The following is a 16,627-nucleotide window of genomic DNA, read 5'->3' on the forward strand; positions in this document are numbered from 1 at the left end:
GGAAAACGCGCGAGCCGATTGCGCTTTGCGGCGTCCGCCGCTACATCCCCAGATCAATCAATTGGCGGCCCGAGGGCCGCAGATCAGAGAAACCATGCGCGCCGAAGTCGAACGTCTAGTCGAAGAGATCAAGCAGTCAGTCGGGCTGCTGAGGAGGCATCTTTGACGTCGATGCATCCACGGCACGTCTGGCCGAGCTGAACAAGCTCGCCGAAGACCCCAATCTCTGGAACGATCCCCAGAAGGCGCAAAAACTGATGCAGGAGCGGACCTCTCTGGAGGATTCGCTGCAGGGCATCGGCAAGGTCGAGCGCGAGCTCGAGGACAATGTCGGCATGATCGAACTCGGCGAAGCCGAGAACGATTCCGGCGTCGTCGCGGAAGCCGAGACCGCGCTGAAGAACCTCAAAAAGGAAGTCGCGCGCCGCGAGCTGGAGGCGTTGCTTTCGGGCGAAGCCGACCGCTTCGATTCCTATCTCGAGGTTCACGCCGGGGCCGGCGGCACCGAGAGCCAGGACTGGGCCGAGATGCTGCTGCGCATGTATACGCGCTGGGCCGAAAAGCACGGCTTCAAGGTCGAATATCTCGAGGAGACCCAGGGCGAGGAGGCCGGCATCAAGTCCGCCACCATCCAGATCTCGGGCCACAACGCCTATGGCTGGCTGAAGACCGAGGGCGGCGTGCACCGGCTGGTGCGGATATCGCCGTACGATTCGAACGCGCGCCGCCACACCTCGTTCTCCAGCGTCGCGGTGTTTCCGGTGGTCGACGACAGCATCAAGATCGACATCAAGGAGTCCGACGTGCGCACCGACACCATGCGCTCGGGCGGCGCCGGCGGCCAGCACGTCAACAAGACCGAATCCGCTGTGAGACTGACGCACATCCCGACCGGGGTCGCCGTGGTCTGCCAGGCCGGACGCTCGCAGCACAAGAACAAGGCGCAGGCCTGGGACATGTTGCGCGCGCGGCTCTACGAGATCGAACTGAAGAAGCGCGAGGCGCAGGCCGCCGCCGACCAGGCCGCCAAGACCGAAATCGGCTGGGGCCACCAGATCCGCTCCTACGTGCTGCAGCCCTATCAGATGGTGAAGGATCTGCGCACCGGCGTGCAGACCTCGGACACCTCGGGCGTGCTCGACGGCGACCTCGACGAATTCATGGCAGCGACTTTGGCGCAGCGTGCGTTCGGCACCTCGCCGGGCGCGGTCGAGGATGTGGATTAGCACATGCCGGCGCCAGAGACGGAGGACCGGATGAAGCGGGTCGCGTTTATCGGCCTCGGGCGCATGGGCCACGGCATGGCGGGTCGCTATCTCGATGCCGGGTTTGACGTCGCGGTGTGGAATCGGAGTAAGGCCAAAGCGGAGGATTTGATCGCCCGCGGCGCGCGCTGGGCGACCTCGCCGGAGGATGCCGCCATCGATGCCGATGCGGTCGTGACCATGGTTGCCGACGACGCGGCCTCGCGCGCGGTGTGGTTGACCAAGGACGGCGCCGCGGCGACCATGAAGGCCGGAAGCATCGCGATCGAGTGTTCCACTGTTTCCCATGAACACGCGCTTTATCTCGCCCGCGAGCTTCGCAGCCGGGGCCTGATCTATATCGATTGTCCGGTCACCGGACTGCCGGACGCGGCGGCGAGCGGAAAACTGACGCTGCTGGTCGGTGCCGAGCCCGCCGACCTCGAACGCGCGCGGCCCTTCCTGGTGCCGCTCTCGAGCACGATCCGGCATTTCGGCGCGATCGGCACCGGCACGGTCTACAAGCTCATCAACAATTTGATGGGCGCGATCCAGATCGCCGGCATCGCCGAGGGCCTTGCGATCGCCGAGCAGGCGGGCCTCGACATGAAGCTGGTGCTGGAGGCGGTCGAGACCGGCGTCGCCGCCAGTCCGCAGGTGATCCGTCATTCCCGGCGGATGGCGGCGCGCGATTTCGCAGGCGCGACCTTCACGGCGGCGCTGCGCCACAAGGATGCCGCCTACGCGGTGGCGCTCGCGGAGAGCCTGTTGTCCGGCGCGCCGCTGATGGGACGCGCCGCGGTCGAGGCCTACGCGCGGGCCAAAGCCTATGCGCCCGATGACGACGAAGCAAAGATGATCGAGATCGTGTCGCGCCCGAAATAGACACGCGGAAATCGGGTGGCGGGACGCGCCGCTTCCGGTTAGGGGTGACCCCGATCTCGAACCCATGAGCCGACATTGAAACCCAGCGATCATCGGATTGACGGCCGGGATTGGGGGCTGCTCGGGATCCTGTCGGTGCTCTGGGGCGGCTCGTTCTTTTTCAACGGCGTTGCGCTGAAAGAGCTGCCGCCGCTGACGCTGGTGTTTCTTCGCGTGGCGCTCGCGGCGCTGATCCTGCTGCCGGTGCTGTGGGCCTATCGGATCGATTTCCCCCGCGGGTTCTCGGGCTGGCAACCGTTTTTCGGCATCGCGCTGCTCAACAATGTGCTGCCCTTCTCGCTGATCGTGATGGGACAGACCTATATCCCGAGTGGCCTCGCCTCGATCCTGAACGCGACGACGCCGCTGTTCACCGTGCTGGTGATGGCCGCCAGCGGCGACGAGAAGCTCCTGATGCGGTGCGTCGCCGGCGTGCTCGCCGGCCTTATCGGCGTGATCATCCTTCACGGGCAGGACCTCGACTTTGCCAACAGCCAGGGTGTCGGCATTCTGCTCTGCCTGGCTGCGGCCTTTTCTTACGGACTGTCCGCGCTCTATGCGCGCCGCAAATTATCGAATTCGCCGCCGCTGGCGGCGGCGACGTTCCAGCTGCTGGCATCGAGCCTGATGATGGCGATCGTGGCTGGCCTGGTCGAGCGTCCCTGGCAATTGTCGATGCCGGGCGCAACCACATGGCTGGCGATGGCCGGCCTTGCGGCTTTGTCGACCGCGCTCGCCTATATCGTGTTTCTTTCAGATCCTGAGACGGTCGGGCTCGAGCAACGTCATGCTGGTGACGCTGCTGATCCCGGTGACGGCCCTGCTGCTCGGTTATCTCGTGCTGGGCGAAAGCATTTCCAGGCGCGAGATCGTCGGTGCCGTCGTAATCGGCAGCGCGCTGCTCCTGATCGACGGCCGCATTCTCGATTTCGTTCGGCGCCCGCTCGCCGTTCGATAGCGTCCACCGCGGCGCAACCCGCGGAGCCGCCCCAGGTAGCGCCGTCGCCGGCGTTATTGTTCGTAGGTGCGCACGCCGGCGGCACCGGAGTCTGTCCGGATTATGCGCCCCTTCTTGCCATCGGCGGCCACGAAGACGTCCCAGTGCGCCGTGCCGCCCGGTTGACCATCGCCCTCCATCCTCGCTAAGCAGCAGACGACGGGATTGCAGCGGGAGTAGGCCGGTCACCGGCGGTCGCCGCGAAGCCTGCCGTCATGCATCAATCATCATTAGCGGCAAGCAACGCCGGCCGTTTCGTCAGGCGGAATAAGCCGATGCTTGCATGCGCGCGGCCGACTTGCGAAGCTCCCAAAAAAAATCAAGACCTCAAGGGGAGAGAACGATGCCGGCTCGTAAGCGACGCCTGATGGCGATGGCGGTGGTTGCCGCCGCTGCCGCTGCAATGACCGCCACCGCCGCGACCGCGCAAAAGAAATACGATCCGGGCGCCAGCGATACCGAGATCAAGATCGGCAATATCATGCCCTATAGCGGCCCCGCGTCATCGTATGCCGTGATCGGCAAGACGGAGGCTGCCTATTTCGACAAGATCAACGCCGAGGGCGGCATCAACGGCCGCAAGATCAAGTTCATCAGCTATGACGATGCCTATAGCCCGCCCAAGGCGATCGAACAGGCGCGCAAGTTGGTGGAAAGCGACGAGGTGTTGCTGATTTTCCAGCCGCTGGGAACGCCATCCAACGCGGCGATCCAGAAATACATGAATGCCAGGAAGGTGCCTCAGCTCTTCGTCGCCTCCGGCGCCACCAAATGGGGCGATCCGAAAAACTTTCCGTGGACCATGGGCTGGCAGCCCAACTACCAGAGTGAGGGGCGCATCTACGCCAGATACATCCTCGACCATTTTCCGAACGGCAAGATCGTGGTGTTCTGGCAGAACGACGACGCCGGCAAGGATCAGGTCAAGGGCTTGCGCGACGGTCTCGGCGACAAGGCTGCCATGATCATCGCCGACAAATCCTATGAGGTCAGCGATCCCTCGATCGATTCGCAGATCGTCGCGCTGCACGATTCGGGTGCCGACATCTTCTTCTCCTGGGCCGCGCCGAAGGGATCGGCGCAGGCGATCAGGAAAGTCGGCGAACTCGGCTGGAAGCCGAAATTCTTTCTCGCCAATACTGCGACCTCGGTGGCCGCGGTGCTGAAGCCGGCCGGGCTCGAATTCGCCAAGGATATTATTTCAACCGCCTATCTGAAGGATCCGACCGATCCTGCCTGGAAGGACGATCCGGGCGTCAAGACGTGGCAGACCTTTATGGACAAGTATTATCCCGACGGCGACAAATTGAACGCCAACAACGTCTACGGCTACGTGCTGGCGCAGAACATGGCGCAGGTGCTCAAGCAATGCGGCGACGATCTGACGCGCGAGAACGTCATGAAGCAGGCGGCCAACCTGAAGGATTTCTCGACCGACATGATGCTGCCGGGCATCAAGGCCAATACCAGCCCGAGCGATTTCTTTCCGATCGAGCAGATGCAGCTGATGCAGTTCGATGGCCAGGCCTGGCGGCTGTTCGGCGACGTCATCAACGGCGAGGTTGGACACTAGCGGGCGGGTACGGCCGTCTAGCCCGCGGCCAGCCGCACGCCGGCGCGTAGGAATTTCTGCGGATCGACCGCTTCGCCGTCGATCCTGGTTTCGTAATGCAGATGCGGTCCGGTCGATCTTCCGGTCGAGCCGACTTCGCCGATCACCTGGCCGATCTTGATGGGGTCGCCGACCTTGACGCCGATTTCGGACAGATGGCCGTAGCGGGTCGACAGGCCGTTGCCGTGACTGATCTCGATCATGCGGCCATAGCCGCCGCTCCATCCTGCCGACACCACTTTGCCGTTGGCGGTGGCGCGCACGGGATCGCCCATGGCGGCGCGGAAGTCGAGGCCGGTATGCATGGCCGGGCGGCCGAGGAACGGATCGCTGCGGATCCCGAATCCACTGGTGAATTCGACCTCGCCGATCACCGGCTTGCGATAGGGCACCAAAGCGAGCGTCCGGTTGAGATGCTCGACCTGGGCGCGGTTGATGTTGATTCGGTAAAGCTGGCGCTCGAAGGCGCCGGCATTGGCCGCAAGCTTGACCGGAACGAAGGGGCCGCCCATCGGCGCGCGCGGCGTCGCGGCTTCCAGTTGCGCCAAATCCAGGCCGAGATCGCTGAAGACGCCGCGCATCCGGCGCATCCGCGAATCCATGCCGTCTTCGACCGCGTTGAGTGCCGCCATCTGGCGGCTCTCGACCTTGTCGAGCGAGGTCTGCAGGCGAACCAGAACGTTATCCACACCCTGGACCTGGGCGAACTGGTTCGGTGGGATGGCAGGCGCGACCGGCGCGCGCGATTCCAGCCGCGCCTCGCGGTCCGGCGGCGCCACGAAGGTCACGGTATCTGAGATAGGCGACGGTTTCGGCGTGCCCGAAGGTGCCGGATCATTGGCCGCGGGGCCCCGCGCCGTTGGCTTGATCGATCCGGTTACGGCGACGTCGGGGATGGCGCCGAGCGCCGTGGCGCGCGATTCCAGCGCGGTCTGGCGCCGCATGATCTGGTCGAGTTTCTGGTCGAATTGTTCCTGGTCGAGCAACTGGCGGCTGGTGGTGCGGTCGACCTTGGTGCGCAACTCCGCGATGCGGTCCTCGTAGGCGTATTGCATCTCCGCCTGGCGGGCGATCAGCCGCGTCAAGACATCGTCGCGGAAAGCAAAATAGGTCGCGGTCGCTGCCGACCAGATGCCGAGCACGGTCACCGTGCCGACCACAATCCAGAACACCACCGGCCCGAACCGGACCTGTTTGCCAGCGTGCACCAGCGTATAGCCATCCTGCGCCGGCGCGACAGCAACGGTAGCCGCGGGAACCGCGGCATGGCCCGGCACGTGACGGCGGGCGGATGCCTTTCCGTGGTCATGGGAGTGGTGGTGAGGGTACTCGGAATAGTGACCGGAACGGTACGACATCAGCACTCCCGCGCCGGTCGGATATGAGTTCCGTACGGCCTGATCTGCGGAGGCGATTTGACCTTCTCATGGTTAATTTTTAGCGAATGGAACCCTTCAAATATTATGACCCTCGTGCCGCCGCGAGCACCTCGTCGGCATGGCCGTCGACCCTCACGTTACGCCAGACCTTGAGGATCCGGCCATCCCTGCCGACCAGAACCGTGGTTCGAAGAATACCCAGGAAGGTCCTGCCGTACATGGATTTTTCGCCCCAGACCCCGTACGCCTCCAGCATCTGATGCTGCTCATCCGATGCAAGAGGTGTGGCGAGTTCATGCTTGTCCCGGAACGCCTCCTGCGCCTTCGGCGGGTCGGCGGAGACGCCGAGGAGGGCGGTTTCGGCCTCGGCAAAGGCGGCCGACAAGCGGGTGAAGTCGATGGCCTCCTTGGTGCAGCCCGGGGTGTCCGCCCGTGGGTAGAAAAACAGCACAAGCTTCTTGCCGGCATAGTCGGACAGCGAGACGGTGCCGCCGCCATCGCGCGGCAAATGGAAGGCGGGCGCCTTGGCCCCCTCGACCAGACCGGATTTTCCGGCGGCCGGTGTAGCGATGGCTTGTGCCGGCGGCTTGCTCGCAGCCGGACTGGCGGCCTTGGCTTTGATTGGCGCCGCTTTCGCCGCCGCGAGAGCTCTCGGCGCGGGAGCTGTCTTTGGTGCAGGCGTATTTGCTGCGGAGATCTTGGGCGCAGGAGGCTTGGAGCCGGCGGATTTTAATGCTTTTAAGGGCGCCTTCTGCGATGCTGTCCGGGTCGCGTCGCCTGTTTTCTTTATTGCTTTCTTGGTCGATTCGCTCGCCTTGACCTGCCGGCTCTTGGTTCTCTGTGTTTTCGCCGATTTCGCCGATTGCGCGCGGGCGGCTTTCCCGGAGGCCGCCTTTTGCGGGGCCGCCTTGGGAGATTTCTTGCGCGTTTTCTTGGACATACGCCTTCCTTTCGTCGCTTTCGGCGGATCAATCATGGGCTATTACGGGTCTTGCCTTGGCGAACCGGAATCAGGTCGGCTGCTGGGCAAGTCTGATGGCCTCGGAATAGGGTTACAAGGAACTCGACGCAACACCCGTCCGCTCGTTGACCGCGCCGCTTGGGCCGGATGACGAGTAACAGTATTAATCGAGGATTGGCAGCGATGCCGGCACAAGAGCGCTCGTTGGGGATCGACGGGCGAGGCCTTGGCAGGGATCAATGTCACACTCAGTGCCAGCACCGAGAGGCAATGGCTAGCAATTCGTCGCCCCAAGGTTCCAGTCCGCGTGCTGACGTCCCGCCCTCGCAATGGGATGATGCCGGTTGGGATCAGGACCATGACGAGGCGGCGTGTCATCGCGCACGCCGGCTGCTGTCGCGATCGAATTCCGGTCTGCATCGGCTCGGTGATGTCCTCGCAGCGGTGCGACGCTGGCTCGCCGGCGAACGCTGGGTGAAGCGCCTCGCCGCCGTGATCGCGGCCTTGGTAGTGATCTTCGCAGGCTGCTTCGGCGCGCTTTGGTGGCGGCTCGGTGCCGGCCCGATCAACCTCGAAATGGCCACGCCATGGCTGGCGACGGCGATCGAGGAAAATATCGGCCACGGCAACACCGTCGAGGTGGGTGGCACGCAAATCGAGCGGGCGGGGCGGATTCGCATCGCGGTTCGCATCCGCGACATCATTGTCCGGGATCGCGACCACGCCATCGTGGCGAGCGCGCCGAAAGCCGAGGTGAGGCTGTCGGGCGCCGCGCTGCTGATGGGACGGCTTCGCGCCGAAAGCCTCAATCTGGTGGATGCCGTGCTTGCGGTGCGTATTACGCCGGATGGCAACGTGACCGTTTCCGCCGGCGACAACGCCAAGCCGCTGGCCACCGGCGTTGCCTCGAAAAAACAGGCTGGCCTTGCGCCGACCTTTCCGCGTCAGACGCCGGTCCCGCCGCCGGGCGCCGCCGCTCCCTCGTCACCCCAGGCGCAATCCGTTCCTGCCGCTCCCGCCGCGCCAGCTCCCGACAACGCGCAAAGCGGCCTGCTGGCCGGCCTCGATTGGCTCGACAGTTTGAGCCTGACCGGACTGGACGGGCAGAACCTCAACGAGATCGGCCTGAAGAACGGCAGCCTGATCATCGACGATCAGCAGCGCGGCAATAAGTGGAATTTCGAAAACATCTCCTTGAGTCTTCGCCGGCCGAGCACCGGCGGCGTCGCGTTGAGCCTCGGCGAGGAAGGCAGCCGCGCCTGGTCGCTTCGCGTTGCGGTGGGAGCGCCCGAGAACGGTGTGCGCTCGATCGACATTCGCGCCGACAAGCTCTCCACCAGCAATATCCTGCTGGCTCTGCGGATGAAGGACCTGACCTACAGCGCGGATTTGCCGCTCACCGGCGAGTTGAAGGGCGAACTCGGCCGCGACGGCCTGCCGACCTATTTCAGCGGCAAGCTTACCGCAGGCGCGGGCACCATCATCGATAGCGACACGCCCGATTATCCAATGGCGATTGATTCGGCGGAGGTCAGCGTCGAATGGGATTCCGGACGTCGGGTGCTGGTCGCGCCGTTCAAGATCATTTCCGGCGCCAACCGGATCACGCTGCTCGCCCATCTCGAGCCGCCCAATGACAGCGTTACCGATTGGCATCTCGGATTTTCCGGCGGCACCATTGTGCTCGCCGAAATCGACCCCGACCAACCACCGCTGATTTTCAACCGCATCGCGATCGGCATGCGCTTCGACACCGACAAGCGGCGCGTGCTCCTGACCCAGGCCGACATCAGCAACGGCGAGATCGGCATCGCCGGAACTGGCAGCATCGACTATTCCGGAGAGCCGCGCCTGACGCTCGGTTTCGCAGGCACGCCAATGTCGGCATCCGCGCTGAAGCGGATCTGGCCGACCCTGATCGTTCCGGAGGTGCGGCAATGGGTCATCGAGCGCATCGAACGCGGTTCGCTTCAGCGCATCGAGGTTGGCGTCAACTCGCCGGTCCGCAACCTTTCGCGGCGCGGGCCGCCGATCCCCGATGACGGGCTTGCCGTCAACATCGCCGCCAGCGGCGTCACCGTGCACCCCGTGGACGAAATGCCGTCGGTGCACGACGCGGATATGAAAGCGCATGTGACCGGCCGAACCGCGACCGTGACGATCGGACAGGGAGTGGCCGATACACCGGCGGGGCGTAAGCTCAACATTTCGGATTTCGTGTTCGAGGTGCCGGACATGGCGCCGAAGCCTTCGCCGGCCAAGATCAAATTCCGGGTTGACGGTCCGGTGCCGGCGGCGGCTGAAATTCTCGCCTCCGACCGTCTCAGCGATCTCTCCGGCACCCTGGTCGATCCCAATTCCAGCAAGGGCACCGTTTCGGCTGCCATCACGCTCGGTTTGCCGGTCAAGGGCGAACTGACCAAGGCCGACACCAATTATGCCGTGTCGGCCGATCTCAACGGATTTGCCGCCGACAGACTGGTGATGAATCAAAAGCTCGAAGCCAGCGCACTCAAGGTCGTCGCCAACAACGCGGGATATCAGGTCAAGGGCGACGTCAAGATCAACGGGCAGCCGGCCTCGCTAGACTACCGCAAGCTGGCCGAGGGCGATGCGGATATCAAGCTGCAGGCCACGCTCGATGACGCCAGCCGGGCCAAGCTTGGAATGGATCTCGGCCCCGCCGTCAGCGGCGCGCTGCCGGTCAAGCTGACCGGCAAGATCGGCTCCGACAGCCGCCTCGGCGTTGAAGCCGACCTCACTGCCTTGAAGCTCGACAACATCCTGCCGGGCTGGGTCAAATTGCCGGGCAAGACCAGCCGGGCCGTTTTCAACGTGGTGCAGAAGCCGCAATCGACCCGTTTCGAGGATATCGTCGTCGACGGCGGCGGGCTATCGATCAAGGGATCGCTCGAGGTCGACCAGAACGGTGACCTCCTCAACGCGAACTTCCCGACCTATTCGCCGTCCGAGGGCGACAAGACCACGCTGAAGGCCGAACGCGGTCCCGACGGCGTGGTGAAGGTGATGATGCGCGGCGATGTGTTCGACGGCCGCGGCTTCCTCAAGTCCGCCATTTCGGGCAAGGAAGGCGACACCAAGGGCAAGGCTAAGAGCGTCGATTTCGATGTCGACCTCAAACTGGGGGCGGTCGCCGGCTATTTTGGCGAGGCACTGCGCAGCGTCGACTGCAAGATGTCGAGACGCAACGGTGTCACCAAATCCTTCACACTGACCGGCAAGCTTGGACGCGATACGCCGCTCACGGCGGATTTACGCAGCCGCCCGCAGGGCAAGGACGTGATCTATCTCGAGACCAATGACGCCGGCGCCTTCTTCCGCTTCACCGACACCTATTCCAAGGCGATTGGCGGCCAGCTTCAACTGGCCATGGACCCTCCGTCAGTCGAACCCAGCACAAAAGAGGGACTGATCAGCGTCCGCGATTTCTCCGTCAAAGGTGAGGCTTCGCTCGACAGGGTGGCCGCGGGCGGCCAGACCGGCCTGCAGAACGGCGTTACCTTCTCGCGGCTGCGCGCGGAATTCACCCGGCAAAACGGCCAGCTCACGATCCGCGAGGGCGTCGTCAAGGGCCCGATGATCGGCGGGACCATCGAAGGCAGCATCGACTACCCCGGCAATCAGGTGCGCATGAGCGGCACCTTCGTGCCGATGTACGGGCTGAACAACATGTTCGGCCAGATTCCGATCGTCGGACTGTTTCTCGGCGGCGGCAGCAACGAGGGGTTGATCGGCGTAACCTACGAGATCGTCGGCACGCCCGGCCAGCCGGTGCTCCGGGTCAATCCGATTTCGGCAATGGCCCCCGGCGTGCTCAGGAAGATCTTTGAGTTCGGCACCGGCAAGCAGAGCACCCCGACCGAATTCCCGCCCACCACCAACAACTGATCTGCACGTCGTCGTTGAAGCCGTTGAAGATCGATTTTGCGCTATTTCCGATCGTTGGGCGAATCGACAACCACGCCTTCGCAAACGATGTCGCCCGCGATCAGCCTGAATTCGAGCCGGTCATATTCGCGGCGTGTCGCGCCCGGCTGCAACGGCAGCAATTCGGCGCTTCCCTGAATATTCAGCGCGCCCAGTCCGGCCCACATCTTTATTCCGGTCTCCGCCCAGCGTCGCCGGATCAGCCGTTCACGCGCGGACAGGCTACACGCCGGCGCAAGCGGAGCTTCCGCAGACATGGCGGACGCCATAACAGGCGGCTCGGATGCTTCGCTCGGATCCGGGGCTTCGTCGGCAATCGCATGGGCTTCGTCAGTGATCCCAGGGGTTTCCTCGGTTACCTCGGGGGCTTCGTCAACAATCTCACGGACGCCGTCAGTGACCCCAGCAGGGGCTTCGTCGGTAGCGTCGGGGGCCGCGTCAGCAACTCCAGGAATTTCGTCGGTGATCCCAGGGGCTTCGGCAGCAACCGCAGGGGCTTCGTCGATAATCTCGGGGATTTCACCTGCGACATCCGGGACATCGCCGACAAACTCGTTGACGAGCGGTTCGTCGCTCTTTCTTCTGCCTCGCAGCAATGTAGCAAACCGAACAAACGCCTTCCGCACCGGCGCAATGTTGCGCAGTACGGCTGCAAGCTTCGCTAGGAGCGGGAAGGGCCTCGACAGGTATTCAGCGTTCGACATTGCATGGACTCAAGGGACGCAACAAGCCGCCCATGGTTAAACATCGCGCTGATTCGGTCTACTGCAGCGATGCTGCCGTTTTCCTTGCATTCGCACCGGCCTGTGAGAATATCGCCCCGCATCGACCGCGGCAAGACGGTTGGGCGAGACAGGGAAGGGTCAAGAATGTTCACGGCGATGGCATGCGCCACTGTGGCGCTGGTTGTTTTGATCGAACGACGACGCCAGGGTTTCAGCGGCAGTCCGGTCAGCGCGGTAAGCACATCTCGCGAACGGTCGCGATTTGCTTACTACGTACCCCTTGCGATCCTGGTCGCGTTCGGCCTCGTCACGGATCGGATACCCTGGTAACCCATCCCGGCCCGAAGGCCCGTCGGCCTCCGATGCGATTCAACTAAATCAGACGACGGACTGGTCGTCTTGTTGGTGCATGACCGGCGGGCGGACACGGCGCTTGTCCCGACAACATGCCTCCTTAAGCCGCGCGCACGCCAGCCAGGAAGACGTTGACCTCGCCGGACAGCTGTTCGGCCTGCTTGGAGAGATTGGAGGCCGCGGTGAGGACGAGGCCGGCGGCGCCGCCGGTTTCGTTAGCCGCGGCACTGACCCCGCCGATATTCGTCGTCACATCCTGCGTCGCTTTTGCCGTCTGCGTGACGTTGCGCGCGATCTCCGCGGTCGCCGCGCCCTGTTCCTCGATCGCCGAACCAATCGCGGTCGCGATCACGCTGACTTCCTCGATCGTGGCGGTGATGCCCTGGATCGCCTCGACGGCTTCCTTGGTCGCGCTCTGGATCTGGCTGATGCGGGTGCCGATCTCCTTGGTGGCTTCGGCGGTCTGGCTTGCCAGGTCCTTGACCTCGGCGGCGACCACCGCGAAACCCCGGCCGGCCTCGCCGGCGCGCGCGGCTTCGATGGTGGCATTGAGCGCGAGCAGGTTGGTCTGTCCGGCGATATTCGAAATCAGCTCGGCCACATGCTCGATCTGCTGGGCGCCGTCGGCGAGCGCGCGCACGATGGTGTCGGTGCGGCGTGCGTTGTCGACCGCGCGGGTGGTGATATTGGCGGACTGCGCGACCTGACGGCTGATCTCGGAGATCGAGGAGGATAATTCCTCCGCGGCGGCGGCGACCGTCTGCACGCGGTCGGAGGCTTCCGTGGCTGCGGTCGAGACAATCGTCGCCTGCTGGTTGGTGCGCGCCGCCGTGCCGGTCATGGATTGCGCGGTGGATTCCAGTTCGGTCGATCCTGACGCCATCAGTCCGACCAGCCGGCCCACGGAAGCGTCAAAGCGGTTGGCGAGCGCGATCAGGGCTTCGCGCTTCTCGTTTTCGGCCTGCTGCTTGCTTGCGACCTGCTCGGATTCCAGTGTCCGCGCCGTCATGGCGGTCTGTCGCAGCATCTCCAGCGTTTCGGCCATGCGCCCGATCTCGTCGCCGCGTTCGGTCTCCTCGACGGCCTGGTCCAGCGATCCGCCGGCAATGCTTTGCATCCGGTTCTTCTGCCGGTCCAGCGCTCCCAGGATGTCACGGGCGATCAGCCACGACAGCAACGCCATCAGTGCCAGGACGGCGCCGCCGATTGCGCCAAGCCGCATCAGCAATGCATTCACGTCGGCATCAAGATCATCCACATAGAGCCCATAGCTCATGATGACGTTCCACGGCGCAAAGTGGCGGACAAAGACCATTTTCGGAACCGGGACAGTCTGGCCGGGGCGGGGGTACAGATAAGAGGTGGTTCCGCCGTCGGGGCTGCTGCGGGCGGCTTTGATTTGGGCGTCCGCGATCACCACGCCGTTGGAGTCGATGGCGCCGGTGATTTTGCCCTCGAGCTGGGGATTGGCGCCATTGAGCAGCAGCGAGGTGTCGGCGTTATAGACGACGGGATAGGCCTGGCCGTTGCCGAACGTCATCTTCCTCGCGCGCTGGCGAAACTGGGCCTGCGCCTCGGGGAGCGTCATCTTTCCGGCGGTGACCTCGTCCTGCAGTGTCTGGGCGAGGCCGAACAGCATATCGACCCCGGTGTGCAGTTGGGCGATGCGGTCCTCGCGCATGCGGCTCTGGCTCAGCGAAGCCGCCAGCGCGACGATCGCGCAAACCGCCAGCGCCGCCAGGATCACCATGCTCGCGAGCTTGGTACGGATCTTCAATCGGCTCAGCAGATTCATTTTTCGCCCCAGGATCTGTTTCCAAAGGGGATATCAGGTAGTCTTTTACCAAACATGAATGGGGGCTGCGGTTCGGGCCCAAGCGGTTGATGTCACGCGCCAACCGAGGCGACGGGCGTATCTAGCGCCGCAGCGCCGGCACCACCAAGAACGGGATCATGCCCAGCAGCACGCTCGCCAGCGAAAATGCGATCAGCGGATTATAGCTGTGGGCCCAGTCGTGGATCAGGCCGCCGCCCCAGGAACCGAAGGCCGATCCCAGCCCGCTGCCGAACGAAATGGCGCCGTAGATCGTGCCGATGTGTTTGCCGCGAAAGATCTTCATGGCGGTGGCGCTCAGAAGCGGACCGCGCGAGCCGATCATGCTGCCGAAACAGATGACAAAGCCCGACAGCAGCCAGAAGTTCGGATACCATTGCAGCAGCCACAGCATCACGATGCCGGCGATCGAGACGGCATAGCTGAACAGCACTGACGGCCTGCGGCCGATGATGCCGTCGAGCCAGGAGACGCCGAGCATGCCGAACAGCAGCACGATGCCGGAAAAGCCCCAGGCGGTCGCTGCCTGCAGCGGCGGGAAGCCGGCCTCGATCAGATAGGCCACGACCTGCGGCGAAATCGCGTACATGCCGATGGCGGTGAAGAAGAAGGTCGAGAACAGCGCCCAGAACGCGTGGTGGCGCATCGCGCTCAGAAGCGTCCAGCCTTCGTCGGCGACGTCGGCGGCGGCGCTCCTGGCCAGATGCGGCGCGCCGGTGGAGAACAGCCGCCACGGCAACAGCAACAGCGGCACCAGCAGGAGCAGCGAGGCGATGCCGAAAATCTGATAGGCGTCGCGCCATCCGAGATGCTCGATCAGGAGTTGCGACGCCGGCAGCAGGATCAGGACACCCGCGCCGGTGGCGGAATAGACCACGGCCATCGCGGTCGGCAGACGCGGCCCGAACCAGCGGCCGAGCAGGATCGAATTCGGAACATTGCCGATGAAGGCGATGCCGGTGCCGACGCAAAGCCCGAGGCTCACCTGGAACTGCCAGAGATGTTGCGAATGGGCGGCGACCAGGAACGCGCCGCCGAGCAGCAGCAGTCCGAGCGAATAGACCGATCGGGGTCCCGAGCGGTCGAACAGCCGGCCGATCAATGGCGCTGCGAGGCCGCCGGCAAGCGCGGTCAGCGAGTATACCGAGACCACCTCGGCGCGGTCCCAGCCGAAACTCTCCGAGATCGGCTTCAGGAATACGGTGAAACTCTCGCCGAGGCCGCGGCCAAACACCGACAGCGTGAAACACAGCGCCAGTACGTTGAGCGCCACGCGCGCCGGCTTTGCCGGCTTGGCGGCGATTTCCTCCACGGACGTCTTATCCATGCGTGCAAGGAGCGCGTTTCCGCGTCCACGAGCAAGCGTCAAAAGCGAATGCGGCTATGCAGGCTTGAGCAGGACGTGACGCTTCTTGCCAAGCGACAGCTTGATCACGCCTTCCGGTGTCAGATCGGCGGTCTTGAGGACCATCTTCTCGTCGGTCACGGCGACGTCGTTGGCGCGCAAACCTCCACCCTTGATCTGCCGCCGTGCCTCGCCGTTCGAGGCGACGAGGCCCGCTTTGACGAACGCCGCCAGCACGCCCAATCCGGCTTCGAGTTCGCCGCGCGGAATTTCCACGGAGGGAAGATTTTCTGCGACGGCGCCTTCCTCAAATGTTTGCCGGGCGGTCTCGGAGGCCGTGTTCGCGGCGTCGCGGCCGTGCAGCAGAGCGGTCGCCTCCGTCGCCAGCACCTTCTTGGCCTCGTTGATCTCGGAGCCTCCGAGTGCTGCCAGCCGCGCGATCTCGTCCATCGGCAGGATCGTGAACAGTTTTAGAAACTTGACCACGTCGGCGTCTTCGACGTTTCGCCAGTATTGCCAGAAATCGTAGGGACTGAACTGGTCGGCGTTGAGCCAGACCGCGCCCTTGGCGGTCTTGCCCATCTTGTCGCCCGAGGCCGTCGTCAACAGCGGCGTCGTCAGCGCGAACAGTTGCGGCGTCCCCATGCGGCGGCCGAGGTCGACGCCGTTGACGATGTTGCCCCACTGATCCGAGCCGCCCATCTGCAATCGGCAACCGACCCGGCGCGACAGCTCGACGAAGTCGTAGGCCTGGCAGACCATGTAGTTGAACTCGATGAAGCTCATCTCCTGCTCGCGTTCGAGGCGCAGGCGCACTGAGTCCATCGTCAACATGCGATTGACCGAAAAATGCCGGCCGATATCGCGCAGCATCTCGATCCAGTTCAGCCTGGTCAGCCATTCGGCATTGTCCAGCATGACCGCATCGCTGGTGCCGGAGCCGTAGCGCAGCACCTTGGCGAAGACGCCGCGAATGCTCGCCTTGTTGGCTTCGATCTCCGCGACCGAGCGCAGCGCGCGGGATTCGTCCTTGCCGGAGGGATCGCCGACCATGGTGGTGCCGCCGCCCATCAGCGTGATCGGCTTGTTGCCGCTCTGCTGCAGCCAGTGCAGCATCATCATCGTCAGGTAATTGCCGATGTGCAGCGAGGGCGCGGTGCAATCATAGCCGACATAGGCGATCGCCTCGCCCTTGGCAGCGAGCGCGTCGAGGCCTTCAAAATCGGAACATTGATGGATGAAGCCGCGTTCCTGCAGCACATTGAGAAAATCCGATTTAAAAGCAGTCATTTGTGTGCGACTCT

Annotated in this window: 10 protein-coding genes and 1 pseudogene; 5 read left to right on the forward strand and 6 right to left on the reverse strand. The window is 63.9% G+C overall.

The window, feature by feature from the left end:
• Window positions 1-94: 94 nt before the first annotated feature.
• The 4 genes and pseudogenes from prfB to B5525_RS29645 all read left to right on the forward strand — a co-directional run bounded on the left by prfB (window position 95) and on the right by B5525_RS29645 (window position 4,738).
• A protein-coding gene (prfB, locus tag B5525_RS29630) for a peptide chain release factor 2 (protein WP_154073508.1) occupies window positions 95-1,226 on the forward strand; the annotation gives its coding sequence in 2 pieces (ribosomal slippage) (window positions 95-163 and window positions 165-1,226; 1,131 coding nt in all).
• A gap of 30 nt (window positions 1,227-1,256) precedes the next feature.
• Window positions 1,257-2,129, forward strand: a complete 873-nt coding sequence (locus B5525_RS29635) for an NAD(P)-dependent oxidoreductase (protein ID WP_079569171.1) — start codon at window positions 1,257-1,259, stop codon at window positions 2,127-2,129.
• Window positions 2,130-2,204: 75 nt separating this feature from the next.
• Window positions 2,205-3,126: pseudogene (locus B5525_RS29640) on the forward strand (DMT family transporter).
• 382 nt (window positions 3,127-3,508) lie between these two features.
• Complete coding sequence (locus B5525_RS29645; RefSeq protein ID WP_079569172.1) at window positions 3,509-4,738, forward strand: ABC transporter substrate-binding protein; 1,230 nt, start codon at window positions 3,509-3,511, stop codon at window positions 4,736-4,738.
• Window positions 4,739-4,755: 17 nt separating this feature from the next.
• Here the strand turns inward: B5525_RS29645 and B5525_RS29650 are convergent, their stop codons facing one another.
• Together B5525_RS29650 and B5525_RS29655 are read right to left on the reverse strand one after the other, a co-directional pair.
• On the reverse strand, window positions 4,756-6,135 hold the full coding sequence (locus B5525_RS29650; RefSeq protein ID WP_079569173.1) for a peptidoglycan DD-metalloendopeptidase family protein: 1,380 nt from the start codon (window positions 6,133-6,135) through the stop codon (window positions 4,756-4,758).
• A gap of 103 nt (window positions 6,136-6,238) precedes the next feature.
• Window positions 6,239-7,096: a peroxiredoxin family protein gene (locus B5525_RS29655; RefSeq protein WP_079573959.1), complete on the reverse strand. Its 858-nt coding sequence runs from the start codon at window positions 7,094-7,096 to the stop codon at window positions 6,239-6,241.
• Between the two features lie 204 nt (window positions 7,097-7,300).
• On the opposite strand from B5525_RS29655, the gene B5525_RS29660 reads away from it, so the two are divergent.
• A complete protein-coding gene (locus tag B5525_RS29660; protein WP_079569174.1) occupies window positions 7,301-11,026 on the forward strand; it encodes a DUF3971 domain-containing protein in 3,726 nt (1,241 codons plus the stop codon).
• A 41-nt stretch (window positions 11,027-11,067) separates the two neighbouring features.
• On the opposite strand, the gene B5525_RS44585 is transcribed toward B5525_RS29660, so the two are convergent.
• The 4 genes from B5525_RS44585 to tyrS all read right to left on the reverse strand — a co-directional run bounded on the left by B5525_RS44585 (window position 11,068) and on the right by tyrS (window position 16,613).
• The gene (locus B5525_RS44585; RefSeq protein ID WP_154073510.1) at window positions 11,068-11,769 is read right to left on the reverse strand and encodes a hypothetical protein; all 702 of its coding nucleotides are present in this window, start codon (window positions 11,767-11,769) and stop codon (window positions 11,068-11,070) included.
• 475 nt (window positions 11,770-12,244) lie between these two features.
• Window positions 12,245-13,939 (reverse strand): methyl-accepting chemotaxis protein, encoded by a 1,695-nt coding sequence (locus B5525_RS29675; RefSeq protein WP_079569177.1) that lies wholly within the window; start codon window positions 13,937-13,939, stop codon window positions 12,245-12,247.
• Window positions 13,940-14,060: 121 nt separating this feature from the next.
• A complete protein-coding gene (locus B5525_RS29680) occupies window positions 14,061-15,305 on the reverse strand; it encodes an MFS transporter (protein ID WP_079569178.1) in 1,245 nt (414 codons plus the stop codon).
• A 54-nt stretch (window positions 15,306-15,359) separates the two neighbouring features.
• On the reverse strand, window positions 15,360-16,613 hold the full coding sequence (tyrS, locus tag B5525_RS29685; RefSeq protein WP_079569179.1) for a tyrosine--tRNA ligase: 1,254 nt from the start codon (window positions 16,611-16,613) through the stop codon (window positions 15,360-15,362).
• Window positions 16,614-16,627 lie beyond the last annotated feature (14 nt).

Source organism: Bradyrhizobium erythrophlei (genome assembly GCF_900129505.1).
Classification (GTDB): domain Bacteria; phylum Pseudomonadota; class Alphaproteobacteria; order Rhizobiales; family Xanthobacteraceae; genus Bradyrhizobium; species Bradyrhizobium erythrophlei_D.

Bases quoted from the DNA above. Each gene is read 5' to 3' on its own strand.
- B5525_RS29660 (WP_079569174.1), top strand. From the start codon at position 7,301: ATGCCGGCACAAGAGCGCTCGTTGGGGATCGACGGGCGAGGCCTTGGC.
- B5525_RS29635 (WP_079569171.1), top strand. From the start codon at position 1,257: ATGAAGCGGGTCGCGTTTATCGGCCTCGGGCGCATGGGCCACGGCATG.
- tyrS (WP_079569179.1), bottom strand. From the start codon at position 16,613: ATGACTGCTTTTAAATCGGATTTTCTCAATGTGCTGCAGGAACGCGGC.
- B5525_RS29675 (WP_079569177.1), bottom strand. From the start codon at position 13,939: ATGAATCTGCTGAGCCGATTGAAGATCCGTACCAAGCTCGCGAGCATG.
- B5525_RS29680 (WP_079569178.1), bottom strand. From the start codon at position 15,305: ATGGATAAGACGTCCGTGGAGGAAATCGCCGCCAAGCCGGCAAAGCCG.
- B5525_RS29645 (WP_079569172.1), top strand. From the start codon at position 3,509: ATGCCGGCTCGTAAGCGACGCCTGATGGCGATGGCGGTGGTTGCCGCC.
- B5525_RS29650 (WP_079569173.1), bottom strand. From the start codon at position 6,135: ATGTCGTACCGTTCCGGTCACTATTCCGAGTACCCTCACCACCACTCC.
- B5525_RS44585 (WP_154073510.1), bottom strand. From the start codon at position 11,769: ATGTCGAACGCTGAATACCTGTCGAGGCCCTTCCCGCTCCTAGCGAAG.
- B5525_RS29655 (WP_079573959.1), bottom strand. From the start codon at position 7,096: ATGTCCAAGAAAACGCGCAAGAAATCTCCCAAGGCGGCCCCGCAAAAG.